The sequence below is a fragment of the Klebsiella sp. CSG-1 genome (assembly GCF_056521145.1).
Map to the genome: position 1 here is coordinate 60552 of NZ_JBWNLD010000018.1, position 22902 is coordinate 83453.

General features: G+C 54.5%; 21 protein-coding genes and 1 tRNA gene. 7 read left to right on the forward strand and 15 right to left on the reverse strand.

The genetic code is table 11. The features are described from left to right. Nucleotides 1-12 precede the first annotated feature (12 nt). The 4 genes from wzzE to trxA form a co-directional block, all read right to left on the reverse strand. Entirely contained in the window at nucleotides 13-1059 is a 1047-nt protein-coding gene (gene wzzE / locus AC007G_RS26440) for an ECA polysaccharide chain length modulation protein (RefSeq protein ID WP_015585414.1), read from the reverse strand. Between the two features lie 13 nt (nucleotides 1060-1072). Further along, a complete protein-coding gene (gene wecA / locus AC007G_RS26445; protein WP_004869531.1) occupies nucleotides 1073-2176 on the reverse strand; it encodes a UDP-N-acetylglucosamine--undecaprenyl-phosphate N-acetylglucosaminephosphotransferase in 1104 nt (367 codons plus the stop codon). Nucleotides 2177-2416: 240 nt separating this feature from the next. Then, entirely contained in the window at nucleotides 2417-3676 is a 1260-nt protein-coding gene (gene rho, locus AC007G_RS26450) for a transcription termination factor Rho (protein WP_002883293.1), read from the reverse strand. A gap of 333 nt (nucleotides 3677-4009) precedes the next feature. After that, a complete protein-coding gene (gene trxA, locus AC007G_RS26455) occupies nucleotides 4010-4339 on the reverse strand; it encodes a thioredoxin TrxA (RefSeq protein ID WP_004869525.1) in 330 nt (109 codons plus the stop codon). 342 nt (nucleotides 4340-4681) lie between these two features. Between trxA and rhlB the strand changes: the two genes are divergently transcribed. Continuing rightward, nucleotides 4682-5947, forward strand: a complete 1266-nt coding sequence (rhlB, locus tag AC007G_RS26460) for an ATP-dependent RNA helicase RhlB (RefSeq protein WP_004869522.1) — start codon at nucleotides 4682-4684, stop codon at nucleotides 5945-5947. Nucleotides 5948-5955: 8 nt separating this feature from the next. Beyond that, nucleotides 5956-7440: a guanosine-5'-triphosphate,3'-diphosphate diphosphatase gene (gene gppA, locus AC007G_RS26465; RefSeq protein ID WP_015585415.1), complete on the forward strand. Its 1485-nt coding sequence runs from the start codon at nucleotides 5956-5958 to the stop codon at nucleotides 7438-7440. A gap of 70 nt (nucleotides 7441-7510) precedes the next feature. Here gppA and rep read toward each other — a convergent pair whose 3' ends face one another. Next, nucleotides 7511-9532: a DNA helicase Rep gene (gene rep / locus AC007G_RS26470; protein WP_131064472.1), complete on the reverse strand. Its 2022-nt coding sequence runs from the start codon at nucleotides 9530-9532 to the stop codon at nucleotides 7511-7513. A gap of 112 nt (nucleotides 9533-9644) precedes the next feature. On the opposite strand from rep, the gene ppiC (AC007G_RS26475) reads away from it, so the two are divergent. After that, complete coding sequence (gene ppiC / locus AC007G_RS26475; RefSeq protein WP_032690055.1) at nucleotides 9645-9926, forward strand: peptidylprolyl isomerase PpiC; 282 nt, start codon at nucleotides 9645-9647, stop codon at nucleotides 9924-9926. Between the two features lie 50 nt (nucleotides 9927-9976). Next, entirely contained in the window at nucleotides 9977-10258 is a 282-nt protein-coding gene (ppiC, locus tag AC007G_RS26480; RefSeq protein ID WP_004869510.1) for a peptidylprolyl isomerase PpiC, read from the forward strand. An 85-nt stretch (nucleotides 10259-10343) separates the two neighbouring features. On the opposite strand, the gene ilvC is transcribed toward ppiC (AC007G_RS26480), so the two are convergent. Then, nucleotides 10344-11819: a ketol-acid reductoisomerase gene (gene ilvC, locus AC007G_RS26485; protein ID WP_005133363.1), complete on the reverse strand. Its 1476-nt coding sequence runs from the start codon at nucleotides 11817-11819 to the stop codon at nucleotides 10344-10346. Between the two features lie 150 nt (nucleotides 11820-11969). Between ilvC and ilvY the strand changes: the two genes are divergently transcribed. After that, nucleotides 11970-12860, forward strand: a complete 891-nt coding sequence (gene ilvY / locus AC007G_RS26490) for an HTH-type transcriptional activator IlvY (RefSeq protein ID WP_004869503.1) — start codon at nucleotides 11970-11972, stop codon at nucleotides 12858-12860. 70 nt (nucleotides 12861-12930) lie between these two features. Here the strand turns inward: ilvY and ilvA are convergent, their stop codons facing one another. The 7 genes from ilvA to ilvL form a co-directional block, all read right to left on the reverse strand. Further along, nucleotides 12931-14475: a threonine ammonia-lyase, biosynthetic gene (ilvA, locus tag AC007G_RS26495; protein WP_015585418.1), complete on the reverse strand. Its 1545-nt coding sequence runs from the start codon at nucleotides 14473-14475 to the stop codon at nucleotides 12931-12933. Between the two features lie 2 nt (nucleotides 14476-14477). Beyond that, entirely contained in the window at nucleotides 14478-16328 is a 1851-nt protein-coding gene (gene ilvD / locus AC007G_RS26500) for a dihydroxy-acid dehydratase (RefSeq protein ID WP_032697961.1), read from the reverse strand. 87 nt (nucleotides 16329-16415) lie between these two features. Further along, complete coding sequence (gene ilvE / locus AC007G_RS26505) at nucleotides 16416-17345, reverse strand: branched-chain-amino-acid transaminase (protein ID WP_004869492.1); 930 nt, start codon at nucleotides 17343-17345, stop codon at nucleotides 16416-16418. Between the two features lie 16 nt (nucleotides 17346-17361). Then, complete coding sequence (gene ilvM, locus AC007G_RS26510) at nucleotides 17362-17619, reverse strand: acetolactate synthase 2 small subunit (protein WP_004869489.1); 258 nt, start codon at nucleotides 17617-17619, stop codon at nucleotides 17362-17364. Beyond that, nucleotides 17616-19262: an acetolactate synthase 2 catalytic subunit gene (gene ilvG, locus AC007G_RS26515; protein WP_032690057.1), complete on the reverse strand. Its 1647-nt coding sequence runs from the start codon at nucleotides 19260-19262 to the stop codon at nucleotides 17616-17618. The genes ilvM and ilvG overlap by 4 nt, the downstream gene beginning before the upstream one ends. Nucleotides 19263-19264: 2 nt before the next feature. Next, nucleotides 19265-19336 (reverse strand): peptide IlvX, encoded by a 72-nt coding sequence (gene ilvX, locus AC007G_RS26520; protein WP_201405924.1) that lies wholly within the window; start codon nucleotides 19334-19336, stop codon nucleotides 19265-19267. A 66-nt stretch (nucleotides 19337-19402) separates the two neighbouring features. Beyond that, nucleotides 19403-19501, reverse strand: a complete 99-nt coding sequence (gene ilvL / locus AC007G_RS26525; protein WP_001311244.1) for an ilv operon leader peptide — start codon at nucleotides 19499-19501, stop codon at nucleotides 19403-19405. Between the two features lie 365 nt (nucleotides 19502-19866). On the opposite strand from ilvL, the gene AC007G_RS26530 reads away from it, so the two are divergent. After that, complete coding sequence (locus tag AC007G_RS26530; RefSeq protein ID WP_032697964.1) at nucleotides 19867-21387, forward strand: YifB family Mg chelatase-like AAA ATPase; 1521 nt, start codon at nucleotides 19867-19869, stop codon at nucleotides 21385-21387. A gap of 24 nt (nucleotides 21388-21411) precedes the next feature. Here AC007G_RS26530 and AC007G_RS26535 read toward each other — a convergent pair whose 3' ends face one another. After that, complete coding sequence (locus AC007G_RS26535; protein WP_004869479.1) at nucleotides 21412-21750, reverse strand: MaoP family protein; 339 nt, start codon at nucleotides 21748-21750, stop codon at nucleotides 21412-21414. Nucleotides 21751-21868: 118 nt separating this feature from the next. Between AC007G_RS26535 and hdfR the strand changes: the two genes are divergently transcribed. Further along, nucleotides 21869-22690 carry an HTH-type transcriptional regulator HdfR gene (hdfR, locus tag AC007G_RS26540; RefSeq protein WP_032690060.1) on the forward strand — a complete coding sequence of 274 codons (822 nt, stop codon included), beginning with the start codon at nucleotides 21869-21871 and terminating at the stop codon, nucleotides 22688-22690. Between the two features lie 92 nt (nucleotides 22691-22782). Here hdfR and AC007G_RS26545 read toward each other — a convergent pair. Next, a tRNA-Trp gene (locus AC007G_RS26545) sits at nucleotides 22783-22858 on the reverse strand. Nucleotides 22859-22902 lie beyond the last annotated feature (44 nt).

Sequence of the window (22902 nt, forward strand, 5' to 3'; positions counted from 1 at the left end):
CACAGGCCGCATTCACTGGACTCTGCGTCGCGATAATGCAACGCCTGCGCCGATGAGCGCGCCCACGATACCCCACATCACCATCAGAAATACGCGCCGCGGGCTATCGCGTTTTACCGGTTCTTCCGGCGTACGCAAATACCGGTAAGTCTGAAAACGCGGATCTAATGTCGGTCCGACGTTGAGCGTATTCAGCATGGCACGGCTTTGGTCATAGTCGAGATCGTATTCCGGCCCCACCGCTTGCAAATTTTCCAGCCGCGCCTGCAGCATTGGCCTGCCGAGCAAGAACAGCTCGGAATCCGGCAGCTGATCGGCCGGGATGTCCGTTTCACTGCGGGAGATATTGTGCTGCTGCGCCACTTTCAACGCCTCTTCCACGCTGTGGGTACGGCGGTTGAAAATTTCGCGCGCCACCTCTTCCTGGCGCTTCACCTGCGCTTTCATCTGTACGGTGCGGGCCGCCCAGGCGCCTTTCAGCTCGTCATTTAGGTGCCCTGCCGCACGCTGGCTGGCGAAGGCCACGTACTGGCGCAGCAGATTATTGGCATCCGCCGCGGTCTCGGCCGTCAGCTTCACGCTGTCATTAACATTTTTTAGCGGGTCGCCGGGCATGAACTGAATATTGTTAATCAGATCGTCCAGCAGCGCAGCGTCCGCGCGGGCATTGCCCGACTGGCGCTGTTTGTAATAGTCAGTTTGCAACCAAAAATCGCGGCGGGTATCCCAGGACCCCTGCTGCATGATGAACTCTTTGTAGGCTTGATCCATCGCCGACGGCTGGTCGACCGGAACCAGATTGGCTTTAATATCCAGATTGCGTAAGAACTGCTGTTGAGAATAGTAACCGCCCAGCATATTCACGGTTGGCCGATCGGTTATCGCCGTTGCGCTCCACTCCTGGCGAGCAAAGAAGGCGTAAACCAGAACGATCAGCGCAAATAGCACGGCCATGCCGGCTATCCAGATTTTTCCTGCCCATAAGGCGCGAAACAGCCCGCGAATATCCAGCTCATTCTCAACGTTCACTGCTTGTGCTCCCGGTAATGGTTGAGTCATCACGTCCCCAGTTCTACTTGGTTAATTTTGGATTATTGCCGCTGTGTCGCCGTATTCTGCGTCTGATGCGCTTAACCAGTCGCGCCACTTTCCATGCGCGTTTAATGCAGTAGCCATAAAGGAAAAAGGCCAACAAAAAGAGAATTAACATCACCCATTCAGGAACGATACGGGTATATTCCGCCACCACGCCCACCAGCGCCAGTAGCGCGGCCGCCAGGGTGATCAGGACAAACGCCTGTCGGGAAGTAAACCCGGCACGCATGATCAAATGATGAATATGCTGGCGATCCGGAGAGAACGGACTCATACCTTTACGCAGGCGACGATACATAATCGCCACCATATCCATCAACGGAATCGCAATAATCCACAGGGCGGTCACCGGGCTAATGGGATGCGTTTTGCCCTGGGTCGTTTCCAGCAGAATCCAGATGATGGTGAAGCCAATCATGGTACTGCCGGCATCACCCATAAAAACTTTATAACGACGGCCAAGCGCGCCGAGGTTAAGTAAAATATAGGGCAGAATGGCGGCTATCATCGCAAAACACCACATTGCCAGGCTGTATTGGCCGTCAAACCACAGAATAATACCGGTTGCCGCAAAGGAGACCGATGACAGACCGCCGAGCAGCCCGTCGATACCATCCACCATATTAAAGGCGTTAATCGCGGCCCAGACGGCGAAAAGGGTGAGGAAGAAGCCAAACGGGCCGAGGACCAGCTCCCACGAACCAAAAATATAGCCCAGACTACTCAGGTGCAGATTTCCTGCCGTCATCATGACAACGGCAATGGCGGCCTGAATCACCGCGCGAATTTTTACACTGATATCAAACCGATCATCCAGCGCACCGACCAGCACAAGGATGCCGGCGCAGGCCAGATATAAGGATGAATGGGGAATGTAATAATCAGCGATGGCAAAAGTAAAACAAATGCCAGCATAAACTGAGATGCCACCCACTAACGGAACCAAACCCTGGTGCCGTTTTCGATAGTTAGGTTTATCCACTAACCCGACTTTTTTTGCTGCTTTTCGGGCAACAAATATAAAAAGGGTAGTGAATAAGAAAATACTGATTAATTCAGTAATAGCAGTGAGTAAATTCACAACACATGTGCTCTCAGCATGGTTAATCCGGGAAGTATAACGACGATGTCTCAACTCCTGAAGGGGTAAAGCAGAACATTACAAATTTATTGTATAGATTTTAGTCTGTTAAAATCATCTCTGCCTGGAGTGGCGCGCTAATCATACGATAATCCCTGCTTCCTTTTCCCTTCCTGGATCATACAAACCCAAAAAACAAAACGCCACGCGATTGCGTGGCGTTTTTGGGCTTTTTTTAACTTACGAGCGCTTCATCATATCGAAGAAGTCATCGTTCGTTTTGGTCATTGCCAGTTTGTTGATGAGGAACTCCATCGCGTCAATCTCACCCATCGGATGGATGATTTTACGCAGGATCCACATCTTCTGCAGCTCTTCCTGGGTGGTAAGCAGCTCTTCTTTACGGGTACCGGAACGGTTGTAGTCGATAGCCGGGAAGACGCGTTTTTCAGCGATCTTACGCGAGAGATGCAGCTCCATGTTACCGGTGCCTTTAAACTCTTCGTAGATAACCTCATCCATTTTGGAGCCGGTATCAATCAGCGCGGTGGCGATGATAGTCAGGCTACCGCCCTCTTCCACGTTACGTGCTGCACCGAAGAAACGCTTCGGACGATGCAGGGCGTTGGCATCCACACCACCGGTCAACACTTTACCGGAAGCCGGAACAACGGTGTTGTAGGCACGCGCCAGACGAGTAATGGAGTCGAGCAGAATGATAACGTCTTTCTTGTGCTCAACCAGGCGTTTCGCCTTCTCGATAACCATCTCGGCAACCTGAACGTGGCGAGAAGCCGGTTCGTCAAAGGTGGAAGCAACCACTTCACCTTTAACCAGACGCTGCATCTCGGTCACTTCTTCCGGACGTTCGTCGATCAGCAGCACCATCAGCACGCAGTCAGGATGGTTGTAGGCGATGCTCTGCGCGATATTCTGCAGCAGCATGGTTTTACCCGCTTTCGGCGGCGCCACAATCAGACCACGCTGACCGCGACCAATTGGCGAAGCCAGATCCAGCACACGTGCGGTTAAGTCTTCGGTTGAACCGTTACCACGTTCCATACGCAGACGTGAGTTCGCATGCAGCGGCGTCAAGTTCTCGAACAGGATCTTATTACGCGCGTTTTCCGGCTTGTCGTAGTTAACTTCGTTAACTTTCAACAGCGCAAAGTAACGCTCACCCTCTTTAGGAGGACGAATCTTACCGGAAATGGTGTCACCAGTGCGGAGGTTGAAACGGCGGATTTGGCTTGGGGATACGTAGATGTCATCGGGACCGGCGAGGTAGGAGCTGTCTGCGGAGCGGAGGAAACCAAATCCATCCTGCAGTATCTCCAGTACGCCATCGCCAAAGATATCTTCGCCACTCTTCGAATGCTGCTTGAGGATGGCAAAAATAATATCCTGCTTACGCATACGGGCCAGGTTTTCCAGCCCCATATTTTCGCCGAGAGTAATCAGCTCAGAAACCGGCGTATTCTTTAATTCGGTAAGATTCATAATGGTGTGGGTTCTTAAACTCGGGGTAGAACTCGAACTTAATGTTGTGAATGGTATGGCAGGAACATCCATGCCTGTTAACGGCCTTCATCTCGTGCCTGTACGTTGCCTGGTCACAGGAAAGAACGCAGAGCTGGAACGACAAAACGGAATGAGTGAAAAGCCCGGAATTTGTAGCCTCTCGCGCATTTTCTGCGGGACGCTTCGGGTAAAACAAGATTCAAACAATAAGGTATGTTTAAAACGAAGTCTGAAGTTAACTTAGCACGACTCTAGCCGGGCGTCCAGAGTTCCGCTAAAAATAGGAACCCGGACGCCGGAATGGCAAACCGCTTACGCCAGGTTGGCGTCGAGGAAATCTTTCAGTTGGCCTTTAGACAGGGCGCCAACCTTCGTTGCCGCCACTTCGCCGTTCTTAAACAGCAGCAGAGTCGGGATGCCGCGAATGCCGTATTTCGGCGCAGTACCCGGGTTCTGATCGATGTTCAGTTTAGCTACGGTCAGTTTGCCCTGATACTCTTCAGCGATCTCATCCAGAATCGGGGCGATCATTTTGCACGGACCGCACCACTCTGCCCAGAAATCGACGAGGGTTAGCCCGTCTGCCTTGAGTACGTCCGTGTCAAAACTGTCGTCAGTCAGGTGAATAATTTTATCGCTCATATTTAACTCCACAGGAATAAGCCTGGTGTGTTGGTGTCGCAGACATCAACGACGTGCCGATGCTACGTTATACACGTTATTGTTCAGGATGCTTCTATTACTGGCAACTGCGCGATCCGATCCCTCATGGACGTCGTCTTGCAGGAGCCAAAGCAAACCGCCTTCAAACCGTTCCCGGTAGATTAATTCTCCTCGACTCGCTGAGTAGTCTAAGCTTTCGAGGATTCATCAGGTTGCCGTAGATGCACCTTAAGTCATTTCGCGTATAGCCAACGAAAGGTTGACGTTATTTCAACGGATACGCTTTCTTAATGCAATAGTTAGCTGATATTCTACCACACTATGAGCAAAACACATTTAACAGAACAGAAGTTTTCCGACTTCGCCCTGCACCCGGCAGTGATTGAAGCCCTTGAAAAGAAAGGGTTTCATAATTGTACGCCCATTCAGGCACTCGCTCTTCCGCTAACGCTGGAAGGTCGTGATGTCGCCGGGCAGGCGCAAACCGGTACCGGAAAAACGATGGCGTTCCTGACGTCAACGTTTCATTACCTTCTCTCTCACCCGGCCAGCGCTGACCGCCAGGTAAACCAACCGCGTGCGCTGATCATGGCTCCTACGCGTGAGCTGGCGGTACAAATTCACGCTGACGCAGAACCGCTGGCTGCAGCCACTGGCCTGAAGCTGGGTCTGGCGTACGGCGGCGATGGCTACGATAAGCAGCTGAAAGTGCTGGAAAGCGGCGTCGATATTCTGATCGGTACCACCGGTCGTCTTATTGATTACGCCAAACAAAATCATATTAACCTTGGTGCGATTCAGGTCGTCGTGCTGGATGAAGCCGATCGCATGTACGATCTCGGCTTTATTAAAGATATCCGCTGGCTGTTCCGTCGTATGCCGCCGACCAATCAGCGTCTGAACATGCTGTTCTCCGCAACGCTTTCTTACCGTGTCCGCGAACTGGCGTTTGAACAAATGAACAACGCCGAATATGTTGAAGTCGAGCCGGAACAGAAAACGGGTCACCGGATTAAAGAAGAGCTGTTCTATCCTTCCAACGAAGAAAAAATGCGCCTGTTGCAGACGCTGCTGGAAGAAGAGTGGCCGGATCGCGCCATTATTTTCGCAAACACTAAACATCGTTGCGAAGATATCTGGGGCCACCTGGCAGCAGACGGTCATCGCGTCGGCTTGTTAACCGGCGACGTCGCACAGAAAAAACGTCTGCGGATTCTTGAAGAGTTCACCCGTGGCGATATCGACATTCTGGTGGCGACTGACGTTGCTGCACGTGGTCTGCATATCCCGGCCGTCACGCACGTCTTTAACTATGACCTGCCGGACGACTGTGAAGATTATGTCCACCGTATCGGCCGTACCGGTCGCGCGGGCGCCAGCGGTCACTCAATCAGCCTGGCCTGCGAAGAGTACGCGCTGAATCTTCCGGCGATTGAGACCTACACCGGTCACTCTATTCCGGTCAGCAAGTACAACCCAGATGCACTTATGACAGATTTGCCTAAGCCGCTGCGCCTGACGCGCCCACGCACTGGCAATGGCCCGCGTCGCAGCGGTCCGCCTCGTAACCGTCGTCGTTCAGGTTAAATAAATCTATGCTCAGTTCCACCTCGCTTTATGCAGCTATCGATCTTGGTTCTAATAGCTTTCATATGTTGGTTGTACGCGAGGTGGCCGGGAGCATCCAGACGCTCAGCCGCATCAAACGCAAAGTGCGTCTGGCCGCTGGTCTGAACAGCGATAACACGCTCTCCGCGGAAGCGATGGAGCGTGGATGGCAGTGTTTGCGTCTGTTTGCCGAACGCCTGCAGGATATCCCCCCCATTCAAATTCGCGTTGTGGCGACCGCCACGCTGCGCCTGGCCGTCAATGCCGACGAGTTTTTAGCGAAGGCCCGGGAAATCCTCGGCTGTCCGGTGCAGGTCATCAGCGGTGAAGAAGAAGCCCGGCTGATTTATCAAGGCGTTGCACATACGACCGGCGGCGAAGACCGGCGCCTGGTGGTCGATATTGGCGGCGCCAGTACCGAACTGGTGACCGGCACGGGGGCACAGACTACCTCTCTGTTTAGCCTGTCGATGGGATGCGTCACCTGGCTGGAACGCTACTTCGCCGATCGTAACCTGACGAAAGAAAACTTCGATCTCGCCGAGAATGCGGCTCGGGAAGTTCTGCGTCCGATTACTGACATCCTGAATTACCACGGCTGGAAAGTTTGCGTCGGCGCATCCGGTACCGTTCAGGCTCTGCAGGAAATCATGATGGCGCAGGGAATGGACGAGCGTATCACCCTGGCTAAATTGCAGCAGCTCAAGCAGCGTGCGATTCAGTGCGGGCGCCTGGAAGAGCTGGAAATCGAAGGTTTAACCTTAGAACGAGCGCTGGTTTTCCCCAGCGGGCTGGCCATACTTATCGCCATTTTCAGCGAACTGAATATTCAGTGTATGACCCTCGCGGGCGGTGCGCTCCGTGAAGGCCTGGTTTACGGCATGCTGCATCTGTCCGTCGATCAGGATATCCGTAGCCGTACGCTGCGCAATATTCAACGCCGCTTTATGATCGACACCGAGCAGGCCCAGCGCGTCACCCAACTCGCAGCACATCTGGTGAATCAGCTGGACGATGCCTGGGAGCTGGAATCGCTCAGCCGCGAGCTGCTCGCCAGCGCCTGCGAGCTGCACGAAATTGGCCTGAGCGTCGATTTTAAACGCGCCCCGCAGCACGCCGCCTATCTGGTGAGCAACCTCGATCTCCCCGGCTTCACGCCGGCGCAGAAAAAACTGCTCGCGACGCTACTGCTCAACCAGACCAACACCATCGACCTCTCCTCGCTCCATCAGCAAAATGCGGTGAAACCGCGGGTTGCAGAGCACTTGTGTCGGCTGCTGCGTCTGGCGATCCTGTTTGCCAGCCGCCGTCGCGACGATCTGCTGCCGGCCATTTCACTGGCCGTCGACGGCGAGAAACTGGTGCTGACGCTGCCGGAGGGATGGCTGGAAAGTCATCCGCTGGGTCGGGAGATGGTGGAGCAGGAGTGCCAGTGGCAAAGCTATGTCCACTGGGCTCTCGAAGTGGCTTAATTCCGCCTGATAAGCAGCGGGTTCAGTAACATCTCCCCCGGTGCGTGCCACCGGGAGATACGCGGTCGTCCTACTTCCCTTTCGCTTTTGCCAGCATCGCACGAATATTGGCGACGTTGGCCTGCCCTTTATGCATCCGCTCCTCCGGCGAGATAACCTTGCGCTCCTGCTCCCAGATCAGGTCATCCTGCGGCAGCTCCAGCAGAAAACGGCTGGGCTCAGGGCGCACCAGTTCTCCGTACTGACGGCGCTCTTTACACAGCGTGAAGGTCAGCTCTTTTTGCGCGCGGGTAATCCCGACATACGCCAGGCGGCGCTCTTCATCGACGTTGTCTTCATCGATGCTACTCTGATGCGGCAGCAGCCCCTCTTCCATGCCCACCAGATAGACGTAGGGAAACTCCAGCCCCTTCGAGGCGTGCAGGGTCATCAACTGCACCTGATCCGACTCTTCATCAGACTCGCCGCGCTCCATCATATCGCGGAGGGTAAAACGAGTGACCACCTGGGTCAGGGTCATCGGCTCGTCTATGTCGCTGCCTTCAAGCATCTCCGTCATCCAGCTGAACAGCTGATTGACGTTTTTCATCCGCATTTCTGCGGCCTTCGGGCTTGGGGAGGTCTCATACAGCCAGGATTCATAATCCACTCCGCGAATCAGATCGCGCACCGCGGCGACCGGTTCGCGCTCCGCCAGGCGCTGGATGTCAGCCAGCCACTGGGTAAATCCGGTGAGCGCATCATAGCCGCGGCCGGTTAACGTCTGGTTGAGACCCATATCAAAACTGGCGGTAAACAAGCTCTTGTTACGGGTCATCGCCCACTCGCCCAGCTTTTGCAAGGTGGCCGGGCCGATTTCGCGTTTTGGCGTATTGACGATACGCAGGAAGGCGCTGTCATCATCCGGGTTAGTCAGCACGCGCAGATAGGCCAACAGGTCTTTAATCTCGGGCCGTGAAAAGAACGACGTACCGCCCGAAATTTTGTACGGGATGCGGTTTTGCATCAGCATCTTTTCAAAGACCCGCGACTGATGGTTGCCGCGGTAGAGAATGGCGTAATCTTTATATTGCGTCTTATTGATAAAGTGATGGGCGATCAGTTCCCCGGTCACCCGTTCCGCTTCATGCTCTTCGTGGTTTGCTGAAAGCACTTTAAGCTCTACGCCATATCCCAACTCGGAAAACAGGCGTTTTTCGAAGACGTGCGGGTTGTTGGCAATCAGGATGTTAGCGGCTTTTAGTATGCGCCCGGAAGAACGGTAGTTCTGTTCCAGCTTGATCACCTGCAGCGCCGGGAAATCCTGGCTCAGCAGGACCAGGTTCTGCGGCCGGGCCCCGCGCCAGGAGTAGATCGACTGGTCATCATCGCCGACGACGGTAAAGCGCGCACGCTGCCCCACCAACAGCTTCACCATCTCATACTGACTGGTGTTGGTATCCTGATATTCATCCACCAGCAGATAGCGAATCTTGTTCTGCCAGCGTTCGCGCACCTCTTCATTGCGCTGTAACAGCAGGGTCGGCAACAGGATCAGATCGTCAAAATCCAGCACGTTGCAGGCCTTCATATGGCTATCATAGAGCCCGTAGCAGTGGGCAAAGATCCGCTCCCGTTCACCCTTTGCGCCTGCCGCGGCCTGCGCCGGGGTTTGCAGATCGTTTTTCCAGTTGGAGATCGTCGAGATCAGCTGCTGCAACACGACTTTATCGTCGTCGATCAGCCCTTCGGTTAGCTCTTTAAGCAGCGCAACCTGGTCGGTATCATCGAACAGAGAAAAGTTAGATTTCATCCCTAGCGCAGCATACTCACGCTTAATAATATCCAGCCCCAGGGTATGGAAGGTGGAAATCATCAGGCCCCGCGCCTCTTTGCGCCCCAGCGTTTGCCCGACACGTTCTTTCATTTCACGTGCCGCTTTGTTGGTAAAGGTTACCGCCGCAATATGGCGCGCCTGATAGCCGCACCCGCGGATCAGGTGAGCGATTTTATTGGTGATAACGCGGGTCTTACCGGAACCGGCGCCCGCCAGCACCAGGCACGGTCCGGTAACAAATTCGACGGCTTGTTGTTGGCCAGGGTTTAAACGCATGGGAGTCTTGCTCAATCTTCGAACGGGGTGGGGATTGTAGCAGAAAGCCGGGTGGAGATTTACCGGCTAATGGTAAAGTGTTGGCAACACCGATAATCCAGAGAACAAAACAATGGCAAAGTCAGCGGCAGCCCTGCATATCCTGGTAAAAGAAGAGAAACTGGCGCAGGAGATCCTCGCTAAACTGGAGCGAGGCGTCAGCTTCGATCACCTGGCAAAGCGCTATTCGAAATGTCCCTCCGGGCGCAACGGTGGCGATCTCGGTGAGTTTACGCAGGGAGCGATGGTCGGGCCGTTTGATAAAGCCGTCTTCACCTGCCCGCTGCTAAAACCCTACGGACCGGTAAAAACGAAGTTCGGCTACCACATCATTAAGGTGCTCTACCGCCGTTAGCGCATGCTAATATTGCCGTCTGATTCATCGTAAATTATCAAGGTACGATCATGGCAAAAACAGCGGCAGCAATGCACATCCTGGTGAAAGAAGAGAAACTGGCACTCGACCTGCTGGAGCAGATTAAAAACGGCGCCGATTTCGAGAAGCTGGCGAAAAAGCACTCCACTTGTCCGTCAGGTAAAAAGGGCGGTCATTTAGGCGAGTTCAAACAGGGTCAGATGGTTCCGGCATTTGATAAAGTCGTCTTCTCCTGCCCTGAGCTGGAGCCGACCGGCCCGCTGCACACTCAGTTTGGCTACCACATCATCAAAGTCCTGTACCGCAAATAAAAAGCCGGGTGGCGGCTACGCCTTACCCGGCCTACATCTTGCGGTTTTGTAGGTCGGGTAGGCGGAGCGCCACCCGACAATCTGCTTAACCTGCTACCGCGATACGTTTCATATCAGTCATATAGCCGCGCAGTTTCTTACCAACCTGCTCAATAGCGTGGCCGCGAATCGCTTCATTCACGTCGCGCAGCTGAGCGTTGTCTACCGCGCCTTCGGCAATTGCTTTGCCCAGGTCGCCGGTCTGCAGGGTAGTCATGAACTCTTTCAGCAGCGGTACGCAGGCATAAGAGAACAGGTAGTTACCGTATTCTGCGGTATCGGAGATAACCACGTTCATTTCGTACAGACGCTTACGCGCGATGGTGTTCGCGATCAGCGGCAGCTCATGCAGTGATTCGTAGTAAGCAGACTCTTCGATGATGCCGGAATCAACCATGGTTTCGAACGCCAGCTCAACGCCCGCTTTCACCATCGCGATCATCAGAACGCCTTTATCGAAGTACTCCTGCTCGCCGATTTTACCTTCAAACTGCGGGGCGGTCTCGAACGCGGTTTTACCGGTCTCTTCACGCCAGGTCAGCAGTTTCTTATCATCGTTGGCCCAGTCAGCCATCATGCCGGAGGAGAATTCGCCGGAGATGATGTCATCCATATGTTTCTGGAACAGCGGCGCCATGATCTCTTTCAGCTGTTCGGACAGCGCATAAGCACGCAGTTTCGCCGGGTTAGACAGGCGATCCATCATCAGGGTGATACCGCCCTGCTTCAGCGCTTCAGTGATGGTTTCCCAGCCGAACTGAATCAGTTTTTCGGCGTATGCCGGATCGGTACCTTCTTCCACCAGCTTGTCGAAGCACAGCAGAGAACCAGCCTGCAGCATACCGCACAGAATCGTCTGCTCGCCCATCAGGTCAGATTTCACTTCCGCAACAAAGGAAGATTCCAGAACGCCCGCACGGTGACCACCGGTTGCTGCGGCCCAGGCTTTAGCAATCGCCATGCCTTCACCTTTCGGGTCGTTTTCCGGGTGAACCGCGATCAGCGTCGGTACGCCGAAACCACGTTTGTACTCTTCACGCACTTCGGTACCCGGGCACTTCGGCGCCACCATCACAACGGTGATGTCTTTACGAATCTGCTCACCCACTTCGACGATGTTGAAGCCGTGGGAGTAGCCCAGCGCCGCGCCATCTTTCATCAGCGGCTGAACGGAACGCACAACGTCGGAGTGCTGTTTGTCCGGCGTCAGGTTAACCACCAGGTCAGCCTGTGGGATCAGCTCTTCGTAGGTCCCCACTTTGAAGCCGTTTTCGGTCGCTTTACGCCAGGATGCGCGCTTTTCAGCAATCGCTTCTTTACGCAGCGCATAGGAGATATCCAGACCGGAATCACGCATGTTCAGGCCCTGGTTCAGACCCTGCGCGCCACAGCCGACAATGACCACTTTTTTACCCTGAAGGTAGCTGGCGCCATCAGCGAATTCGTCGCGGCCCATAAAGCGACATTTACCCAGCTGCGCCAGCTGCTGGCGCAGATTCAGTGTATTAAAGTAGTTAGCCATGGTGATACCTCGTGATGTTGTACTGTCTTATTGTTCGGTTCGCTTTTGCGAGAATGAACTTACTATATGACAGGAAATTTATTGCGGAAATTGATATATTCACAACGTCACGTTGCAATTTATGCAATGCAAAACTGTGGAGTACGGAGTGTGGATTTACGCGATCTGAAAACCTTCCTGCATCTGGCCGAAAGCCGCCATTTTGGCCGCAGCGCGCGGGCGATGCACGTCAGCCCCTCCACCCTTTCGCGCCAGATCCAGCGCCTGGAAGAAGATCTCGGGCAGCCGCTGTTTGTTCGCGATAACCGTACCGTCACCTTGACCGAAGCTGGCGAAGAGCTGCGCCTGTTCGCACAGCAGACGCTGCTACAGTACCAGCAGCTTCGTCATGCCATCGATCAGCAAGGCCCTTCGCTTTCCGGCGAGCTGCATATCTTCTGCTCGGTGACGGCAGCCTACAGTCATCTGCCGCCGATTCTCGATCGCTTCCGCGCGGCTCACCCTTCGGTGGAGATTAAGCTTTCCACCGGCGATGCCGCGGATGCAATGGAGAAAGTTGTCACCGGCGAGGCCGATCTGGCGATTGCCGGCAAGCCGGAAACGCTGCCGGGCTCCGTGGCGTTTTCGATGCTGGAAAACCTGGCGGTCGTGCTGATCGCCCCGGCATTGGCCTGTCCGGTACGCACCCAGGTGAGCCAGGAGAAGCCCGACTGGTCAACCGTACCGTTTATCATGGCCGATCAGGGGCCGGTGCGCCGCCGCATCGAACTGTGGTTTCGCCGCCACAAAATCAGCAATCCCTCGATTTACGCCACCGTGGGCGGCCATGAAGCGATGGTGTCGATGGTCGCGCTCGGCTGCGGCGTGGCTTTAATTCCGGAAGTGGTACTGGAGAACAGTCCGGAACCGGTACGCAATCGCGTGATGATTTTAGAGCGCAGCGATGAGAAAACGCCGTTTGAACTAGGCGTGTGCGCACAAAAAAAGCGGCTGTATGAGCCGCTTATTGATGCTTTCTGGTCGATTCTGCCGAACCACTGATATTTGGCGCACACGCCTTACCTGGCCTGTAATCTGATTGTAGGCCCGATGAGCGCAGCGCCATCAGCCATTAGCCCGCGAGAAAGAACCTGAACGCCGGGTTATTGGTTTCATCGTGGCAGTCATAGCCCAGCTCATGGAGTCGGGTTTCGAAATCCGGCTCATGATCGCCAAGCTCGAACGCCGCCAGCACGCGGCCATAATCGGTTCCGTGGCTGCGATAGTGGAACAACGAGATGTTCCAGTGGGTCCCTAACGTATGCAGGAACTTGAGCAACGCCCCCGGTGATTCGGGGAATTCGAAGCTGAACAGTCGCTCCTGCAGCGGTTTTGACGGCCGCCCACCGACCATATAGCGCACATGAAGTTTCGCCATTTCGTCATCAGAAAGATCGACAACGCTATAGCCGCCTTCGTGCAGCAGACTCAAAATCTCTTTGCGTTCTTCCAGACCGCGGCTCAGACGAACCCCGACAAAAATGCAGGCGTCTTTGGCATCAGCAAAACGGTAGTTGAACTCGGTCACTGAACGGCCACCCAGCAGCTGACAAAACTTCAGGAAGCTGCCCTTCTCTTCAGGAATGGTCACCGCCAGCAGCGCTTCACGTTGCTCTCCCAGCTCGCAGCGTTCGGAGACGTAGCGCAGGCCGTGGAAGTTAACGTTGGCCCCGGAAAGCACATGTGCCAACCGCTCGCCGCGGATATCATGCTGCGCGATATACTTTTTCATTCCTGCCAGCGCCAGCGCACCAGACGGTTCAGCCACGGCGCGAACATCTTCGAACAGATCTTTCATCGCCGCACAAATCGCATCGCTGTCGACGGTGACGATATCATCAAGATACTCCTGGCAGAGGCGGAAGGTCTCGTCGCCGATACGTTTCACCGCCACGCCTTCGGCAAACAGCCCGACGCGCGGCAGATCGACCGGATGTCCGGCATCCAGCGCGGCTTTCAGACAGGCGGAGTCCTCTGCTTCCACCGCGATCACTTTGATCTGCGGCATCAGCTGCTTGATCAGCACCGCTACGCCTGCGGCAAGCCCACCGCCGCCAACCGGGACAAACACGCGGTCCAGGTGTGCATCCTGCTGTAGCAGCTCCAGCGCCAGCGTGCCCTGCCCGGCAATCACCATCGGGTGGTCAAACGGCGGGACCCAGGTGAAGTTCTGCTGTTGCGCCAGCTCAATGGCTTTCGCTTTCGCTTCATCAAAATTAGCGCCGTGCAGCAGTACCTCACCGCCAAAGTTACGTACGGCATCCACTTTGATGTCCGCCGTGGCAACCGGCATGACGATCAGCGCCTTCACGCCAAGACGCGATGCCGAGAACGCAACCCCCTGGGCGTGGTTGCCCGCAGAAGCGGTAATCACTCCCTGCGCTTTTTGCTCTTCCGTCAGGCCTGCCATCATTGCGTAGGCCCCGCGCAGCTTGAAGCTATGAACCGGCTGGCGATCTTCACGCTTCACCAGAATCACGTTATCAAGACGCGACGAGATTTTTTCCATTTTTTGCAACGGCGTAATCTGCGCCGCTTCATAGACCGGTGCGCGCAGCACCGCCCTGAGATATTCCGCCCCTTCGGGGGCGGCAGACAGGGGTTGTGATTCAGCCATCATTAACCCCCCAGTTTTGATTTATCGCGCACCGCGCCCTTATCGGCGCTGGTTGCCAGGCTGGCGTACGCGCGGAGTGCAAAGGAGACCTGACGTTCACGTGCTTTCGGCGTCCAGGCACGATCGCCGCGGGCCTCTTGTGCTTCACGACGCGCGGCGATTTCGGCATCGCTCAGCTGCAGCTGAATACCCCGGTTCGGAATATCAATGGCAATCATATCGCCGTCTTCAATGATCGCGATATTGCCGCCGCTGGCTGCTTCCGGTGAGACGTGGCCAATCGACAGACCCGAGGTACCGCCGGAGAAACGCCCATCGGTGATCAGCGCACAGGCTTTACCCAGACCCATGGATTTCAGGAAGGTCGTCGGATAGAGCATTTCCTGCATTCCCGGACCGCCCTTCGGCCCTTCGTAGCGAATAACCACGACGTCGCCCGCCACCACTTTACCGCCCAGGATCGCGTCGACGGCTTCATCCTGGCTTTCATAGACTTTCGCCGGGCCGGTGAATTTCAGAATACTGTCATCCACCCCTGCGGTTTTAACAATACAGCCGTTTTCCGCAAAGTTGCCGTACAGAACCGCCAGACCGCCGTCTTTGCTGTAAGCATGCTCCAGTGAACGGATACACCCTTCGGCACGATCGTCGTCCAATGTATCCCAGCGGCAGTCCTGCGAGAACGCCTGAGTCGTCCGGATACCCGCCGGGCCAGCGCGGAACATTTTTTTCACCGCGTCATCTTTAGTCAGCATGACATCATATTGATCGAGCGTTTGTGGCAGAGTCAGACCGAGAACGTTTTTCACCTCGCGGTTCAGCAGCCCGGCACGATCGAGCTCGCCGAGAATCCCCAGTACGCCGCCCGCGCGGTGCACATCTTCCATATGGTACTTCTGCGTGCTCGGCGCCACTTTACACAGCTGCGGAACCTTGCGGGACAGCTTATCGATATCACTCATAGTGAAGTCGATTTCCGCTTCCTGCGCGGCGGCCAGCAGGTGCAGAACGGTATTCGTCGAACCGCCCATGGCAATATCCAGGGTCATGGCGTTTTCAAACGCCGCTTTGCTGGCGATGTTGCGCGGCAACGCGGATGCATCATCCTGCTCGTAATAGCGCTTAGTCAGCTCAACGATGCGTTTCCCCGCGTTGAGGAACAGCTCCTTACGGTCGGCGTGTGTCGCCAGCAGAGAGCCGTTACCCGGCTGGGACAGACCCAGCGCTTCGGTCAGGCAGTTCATCGAGTTGGCGGTAAACATCCCCGAACAGGAACCACAGGTCGGACAGGCGGAACGCTCGACCTGCTCACTCTGTTCGTCGGAGACTTTTGGATCCGCCCCCTGAATCATCGCATCGACAAGGTCGAGTTTGATGATTTTGTCAGAAAGCTTGGTTTTCCCGGCTTCCATTGGGCCACCGGAGACAAAAATCACCGGAATATTCAGGCGCAAGGACGCCATCAGCATCCCCGGGGTGATTTTGTCACAGTTGGAAATGCAGACCATGGCATCGGCGCAGTGCGCGTTAACCATGTACTCAACCGAGTCGGCGATCAGTTCACGGGATGGCAGTGAATAAAGCATACCCCCATGCCCCATGGCGATCCCATCATCCACCGCGATGGTGTTAAATTCTTTGGCAACGCCGCCTGAGGCTTCAATCTGCTCAGCAACCAGCTTACCCAGATCGCGCAGATGTACGTGACCCGGTACAAATTGGGTGAAGGAGTTAACAACGGCGATAATCGGCTTACCGAAATCAGCATCGGTCATCCCGGTTGCGCGCCACAGCGCGCGGGCACCCGCCATATTACGGCCGTGAGTGGTGGTGGCGGAACGGTACTTAGGCATGCTTTAGTTACTCCCAGTCTCTGTGACATGGGGCGCTGCGTGCCACCCCATTTTTTTATGCTTATGCTTGAAATATGACGGGTATGTTTATTGGTTAACCTGATCCAACCAGCCCCATTTATCCTCGGTTTCACCGGTGAAGAGACCAAAGAAAGCTTGCTGAATACGCTTGGTGACCGGGCCGCAGCGACCTTCGCCAACCTGAATACCGTCAACGCTGCGCACCGGAGTGATTTCCGCAGCAGTACCAGACATAAAGACTTCATCAGCCAGATACAGAGATTCACGGGACAGCACCTGCTCGCGGACTTCAATATCCAGATCTTTTGCCAGTTTAATGATCGCGTCGCGGGTAATGCCCGGCAGCGCAGAAGAGGTAAATGGCGGAGTGAACAACACGCCATCTTTCACTTCAAACAGGTTCTCACCCGCGCCCTCGGAGATATAGCCGTTAACGTCCAGCGCGATCCCTTCCTGATAACCATGGCGGCGCGCTTCGCTGCCAACCAGCAGGGAAGAGAGGTAGTTACCCCCGGCTTTTGCCGCGGTCGGGATGGTATTGGGCGCGACACGGTTCCAGGAAGAAACCATCGCATCGATCCCCTGATCCAGCGCTTCAGCGCCAAGATAAGCTCCCCACGGGAACGCCGCGATGATCACGTCAGTGCTGTATCCCGCAGGCGGATTAACACCCATGCCAACGTCGCCAACAAAGACCAGTGGACGAATATACGCGCTGGTCAGGTTATTTTTGCGGATAACTTCGCGGCAGGCTTCCATCAACTCATCAATGCTTTGAGAGACCGGAAAACGATAGATTTTGGCTGAGTCATGCAGACGCTGCATATGTTCGCGATGACGGAACACCACCGGTCCTTTATGTGAGTCGTAGCAACGGATGCCTTCAAACACGGAAGTGCCGTAGTGAAGCGCGTGAGACATCACGTGAACCTTCGCCTCTCCCCACGGAACCATCTCGCCGTTGAACCAAATGTAATCAGCTTTTTTCGTCGTCATTTTTCTTCCCTTGCGCTTATGCGCGGATTTGTTGTGATGTTGGTTGCTGGATCTCGACGCAGGCGACGTCGACCAGCTTACTTAATTGACTAAACAGTAATTCGACGGGCCGCTGGCTGGCAACGGTCAATTCAATATTTATGTTGCCGGCATCTGCCGCGGTTTCCATATTCATGGAACAAACCTGAAAGCCACGGTGACGTACCACGCGCAGCACGCGTTCTAAGGTTTCCGGGTTGAAGCGAGCCTGCAAAGCGACCTGATGTTGCATCATGATAATTTCTCCAGCATTTCTGCATTACTGGCACCGGGCGGTACCAACGGCCAGACGTTCTCAAGCTCATCGATTGAGACATGAAGCAGGTATGGCCCCTGGCTCGAAAGCATGGTGTCGAGAGCTGCTTCAACCTGGTCTTTACGGGTGATGTGCTGTCCAGGAATGCCGAAAGCGCTGGCCAGCGTGACAAAATCGGGATTATCGGTGAGGGTGGTTTCGCTATAGCGCTCCTCGAAAAACAGCTGCTGCCACTGACGCACCATGCCTAAACGCTGGTTATCCAGTAACAGGATCTTCAACGGCAGCTGTTTACGCTTCACGGTACCCAGCTCCTGCACGTTCATCATGAACGAACCATCGCCGGAGACGCAGATAACGGTATCGTTCGGACGTGCAACTTGAGCGCCAACCGCAGCCGGCAGGCCAAAGCCCATCGTGCCCAGACCGCTGGAGGTAATAAAATTCTCAGGGCGTGTATAGGTCATATGCTGCGCTGACCACATTTGATGTTGACCCACGTCGGTTGTCACAACGCTATCGGCCGGCTTACGGTCGGAGAGCTGTTTGAGCAACAGCGGTGCGTAAATACCCTCACCCGGATGGTCGTAGCGCCATGCGTGCTCGTCACGCAGCGCCTGATTATGCTGGCGCCAGGCGTCGATAGTCAGCGGCTTCTGCAACGCTGGCAGCAATGTATTCAGATCGCCCGCCAGGGCAACATGTGCCTGACGCAGCTTGTTCAGCTCAGCCGGATCGATATCCAGATGGATAACTTTGGCGTGCGGAGCAAAGGTATTCAGCTTCCCGGTAACACGGTCATCGAAGCGGGCGCCAACGGCGATCAGCAGGTCACATTCCTGTACCGCCAGATTGGCCGCTTTGGTGCCGTGCATCCCCAGCATGCCCAGATAGTACGGATAGGCCGCATCAACGGCCCCCAGACCTTTCAGCGTGCAGGTGGCCGGCATTTGCGTAATGGCGATAAATTCGCGCAACGCAGGCACCGCCTGCGCCATGCCCACGCCACCGCCGACGTACAGCATCGGTTTTTGCGCGGCAGCTAACATCTGCAGCGCCTGCTCAACTTCTGCATGGGGGAAGGCAATGTCGTTATCAACCGTCGAGAAATACGGTTCAAGCTCACCCTTCGCCAGCTGGATATCTTTCGGGATATCAACCAGAACCGGGCCTGGGCGGCCAGAGTTTGCGACCTGGAAAGCTTCAGCGATCACTCGCGGCAGTTCTTCCAGCGACTGCACGAGAAAACTATGTTTCGTACAGGCCAGTGATAAACCAAGGACGTCCACTTCCTGGAAAGCATCGGTGCCGATAAACGGCGCCGCGACCTGACCAGTGATGGCGACAACAGGGACAGAGTCCAGTAACGCATCAGCCAGGCCGGTGATCAGGTTCGTCGCACCTGGACCTGATGTGGCGATGCACACGCCGGTTTTGCCGGTGGCGCGAGCATAGCCGATAGCTGCCATGGCCGCTCCTTGCTCGTGGCGGCACAACAGGTGTTCCACGCCGCCGTCATACAATGCATCGTAAACCGGCATAATCGCGCCACCAGGATAGCCAAAAACCGTGTCGACCCCCTGTGCCCGCAAAGCATGTACTACCCACTGTGCCCCATTCATAGTTAGTTCCCCGTCATAGATCGGGAGAAACAGAATTTTATGCTATTCGTCATTGTCTGCTCCTCGCTTATCATTTTTAAGTTATAAAAAAACCCCCGGACCTTTCGGTGCGGGGGTCTTAGTTCGTTAAGGCTTGATTTCTAAGCCTTTCCTCGTCCAAGTGCAGCCCCGCACGGTGGGATAATAATCACCACCACGCTAATCACGACCAGGCTAATCACTCGTAGAAGGGCTGTCATTTTCTGTACTTTCTGGCTTCTTGTTCGAAGGAATACCTAAAGAGTTACCACAGACATCACAATAAACACAAGATTTTTTTATACATCACTTACTGATCGCGCTAACAGTTTTTTGTAAAACAATTGTTTTTAATAGAAAAAATATAAAATGAAAAAAATTCAATTTATCACCCTTTTCTATGACGATGCGGCGGTTTCCGGCAATACGCTATTTCACCATGATGGCCGTCTGCGATGCTGCTTCCATCATGAGTGAAATGTCACAATATCCGGCGATATTCGCTGGAACATGGCGCGTAAAATACATTTCTTACTCATTACTGCCCCTTTTTCTGCCGACATAATGCCCGTACTCAGGAGGCATTATGTCACTCGCGATTATTTACACACGGGCTGCTTTCGGTATCAGTGCCCCACTTATTACGATCGAAATACATATCAGCAACGGGCTTCCCGGGTTAACCATGGTAGGGCTTCCTGAAACCACGGTAAGAGAGGCTCGCGACCGGGTACGCAGCGCGATAATTAACAGCGGCTATACGTTTCCGGCCAAAAAGATCACCATCAATCTGGCCCCTGCTGATTTGCCAAAAGAAGGCGGGCGATACGATCTCCCCATCGCTCTCGCGCTTCTGGTCGCGTCGGAGCAGCTAGATGCGTCCAGGTTGAATCAATATGAGTTTATCGGCGAGCTCGCGCTCACAGGGGCGCTACGCGGCGTTCCTGGCGCTATCTCCAGTGCAATGGAGGCGATAAAAGCCGGACGACAAATTATCGTCGCCGAGGATAACGCTGCAGAAGTGGGGCTCATTGAGGGCCACGAGTGTCTTATCGCCGGGCATCTGCAGGAAGTGTGTGCTTTTCTCGAGGGACGCCATGCGCTCAATCCTTCCATACCGGAGGAAGAACTTCCTGATGACCCTCTACCTGATCTGAGCGATGTTATTGGCCAGCAGCAAGGAAAACGGGCGTTGGAAATCGTTGCCGCAGGGGGTCACAACCTGCTGTTGATTGGCCCTCCCGGAACAGGAAAAACCATGCTTGCCAGCCGGTTGCCAGGTCTTCTGCCACCGTTAAGCAATCAGGAGGCGCTCGAAAGCGCCGCCATTCTTAGTCTGTTGAGTCGCCATCGCGCAACAAAACAGTGGCGCCGGCGGCCGTTTCGCAGTCCGCATCACAGCGCTTCTCTCGCGGCAATGGTAGGGGGGGGTTCAATCCCGATACCCGGAGAGATCTCGCTGGCACACAACGGGGTGCTATTTCTCGATGAACTACCGGAGTTTGAACGCCGGGTGTTGGATGCTTTGCGGGAGCCGATAGAGTCAGGGAAAATACATATTTCACGAACGCGTGCGAAAATTGACTATCCGGCACATTTTCAGCTTATTGCGGCTATGAATCCCAGCCCCACCGGGCATTACCAGGGTCATCATAATCGCGCATCACCGGAACAAACCTTACGCTATCTGGGTCGCCTGTCCGGGCCGTTCCTCGACCGGTTCGACCTCTCGCTGGAAATTCCTCTACCGCCTCCAGGCGTGCTCAGCCAGGCAGTCTCTGGCGTGGAAAATAGCGCCAGCGTGAGGAAGCGGGTTCTCGCCGCCCGAGACAAACAGCTGGCCCGGCAGGAGAAACTCAATGCCCATCTGGAGAGTAACGAAATGAAAATCTGGTGTCCGCTCAGTAAAGAGGATGCTATCTGGCTGGAACAGGTACTATCGCAGCTGGGGCTTTCTATCCGCGCCTGGCAGCGTCTGCTGAAAGTCGCCCGGACCATCGCCGACATAGGGGGGGAACCCTGTATTGAGCGCTACCACCTGCAGGAGGCCCTTGGTTATCGGGCGATAGACAGGATGCTGAACCATTTGCAAAAACTCATGGCATAAAAAAAGGGCTTACGCCCTTTTTTGTTAATCATCGCTTTCGGTGTAATCTTCAGCGCCTTCAACCTGCGGTTTCCCGCCGGACAGCGTATGAAAACGCTTAGGCCGCTTAATACGCGCCATATACTTAATCCAGACGCGTTCCATTTCCGTGGCTGGCTCACGTTCACCACGACATACCGAAACAAACTGTTTTTCATCTTCGGTGACAGGTTCGCGTTTACCCAGTTCCAGTTCGTTAAGAGCATAACCATGCTGTTCCAGCAGTTGTGCCTCTTTGATGGTGAAATCACCATGACGGGAGAACCCGCGCGGATAATGTTTATTATCGAAAAAACGATTAGTCGTCATAAAGCTTTCCGCCATCCTACACGCTCCTGATTCTTTGGCCGAGCTATTTATGGCGCGGAGTATTAGTTACGCTTGACAGAGTGTAAAACAAAAGATTTAAATCATTACGACAAATAATTTTGCGGAGAAGAGTGTGGATACGGAATTGCTCAAAACTTTCCTTGAGGTGAGCAGAACTCGCCACTTTGGACGAGCAGCAGAGGCGCTTTATCTGACGCAGTCGGCCGTCAGCTTTCGTATTCGTCAGCTGGAAAACCAGCTTGGCGTGAACCTTTTTACCCGCCATCGCAATAACATCCGCCTGACGTCAGCCGGCGATAAACTCCTTCCTTATGCCGAAACCCTGATGAACACCTGGCAGGCGGCACGAAAAGAGGTTGCGAATGCTTCCCGGCACAATGAATTTTCAATTGGCGGCAGCGCATCTTTGTGGGAATGCATGCTTAACGGATGGCTGGGGAAGCTCTACAAAGAGCCCTGTAACCTGCAGTTTGAAGCGCGGATTGCACAGCGACAATCGCTTGTTAAACAGTTACATGAACGACAGCTTGATCTACTGATCACGACAGAATCCCCGAAAATGGACGAATTAAGCAGCCAGTTACTCGGTAATTTCACCCTGGCACTCTACTGCGCCTCGCCATTTAAAACTAAGAATGAATTGAATTATCTGCGCCTGGAATGGGGTCCGGACTTCCAACAAAATGAGGTCGGACTAATTGGCAGTGATGATGTTCCTCTGCTGACAACCAGTTCCGCTGAACTGGCCTATCAGCAACTTGCTGCGCTCAACGGTTGCACATGGCTACCGACACGCTGGGCAAAGGATAAAAGCGGCCTGCATACGGTGACGGACAGTACAACGCTATCCCGGCCCCTGTACGCTATCTGGCTACAAAACAGCGATAAACAGGTACAGATCCGCGAAATACTGAAGACAAACATACTGGAATAATGCGTACCTCCAGGGACGGAGGATGCTGGAAGATTTTGGGGATGGAAAATAACAGACAAAAAAAATCCTTTGCCTGAGCAAAGGATTATATATGGCAGGGGCGGAGAGACTCGAACTCGCGACACCCGGTTTTGGAGACCGGTGCTCTACCAACTGAGCTACGCCCCTAAATCTCTTACTATTAAGCCCGCTAATTAATTTAGCAGGCTTAA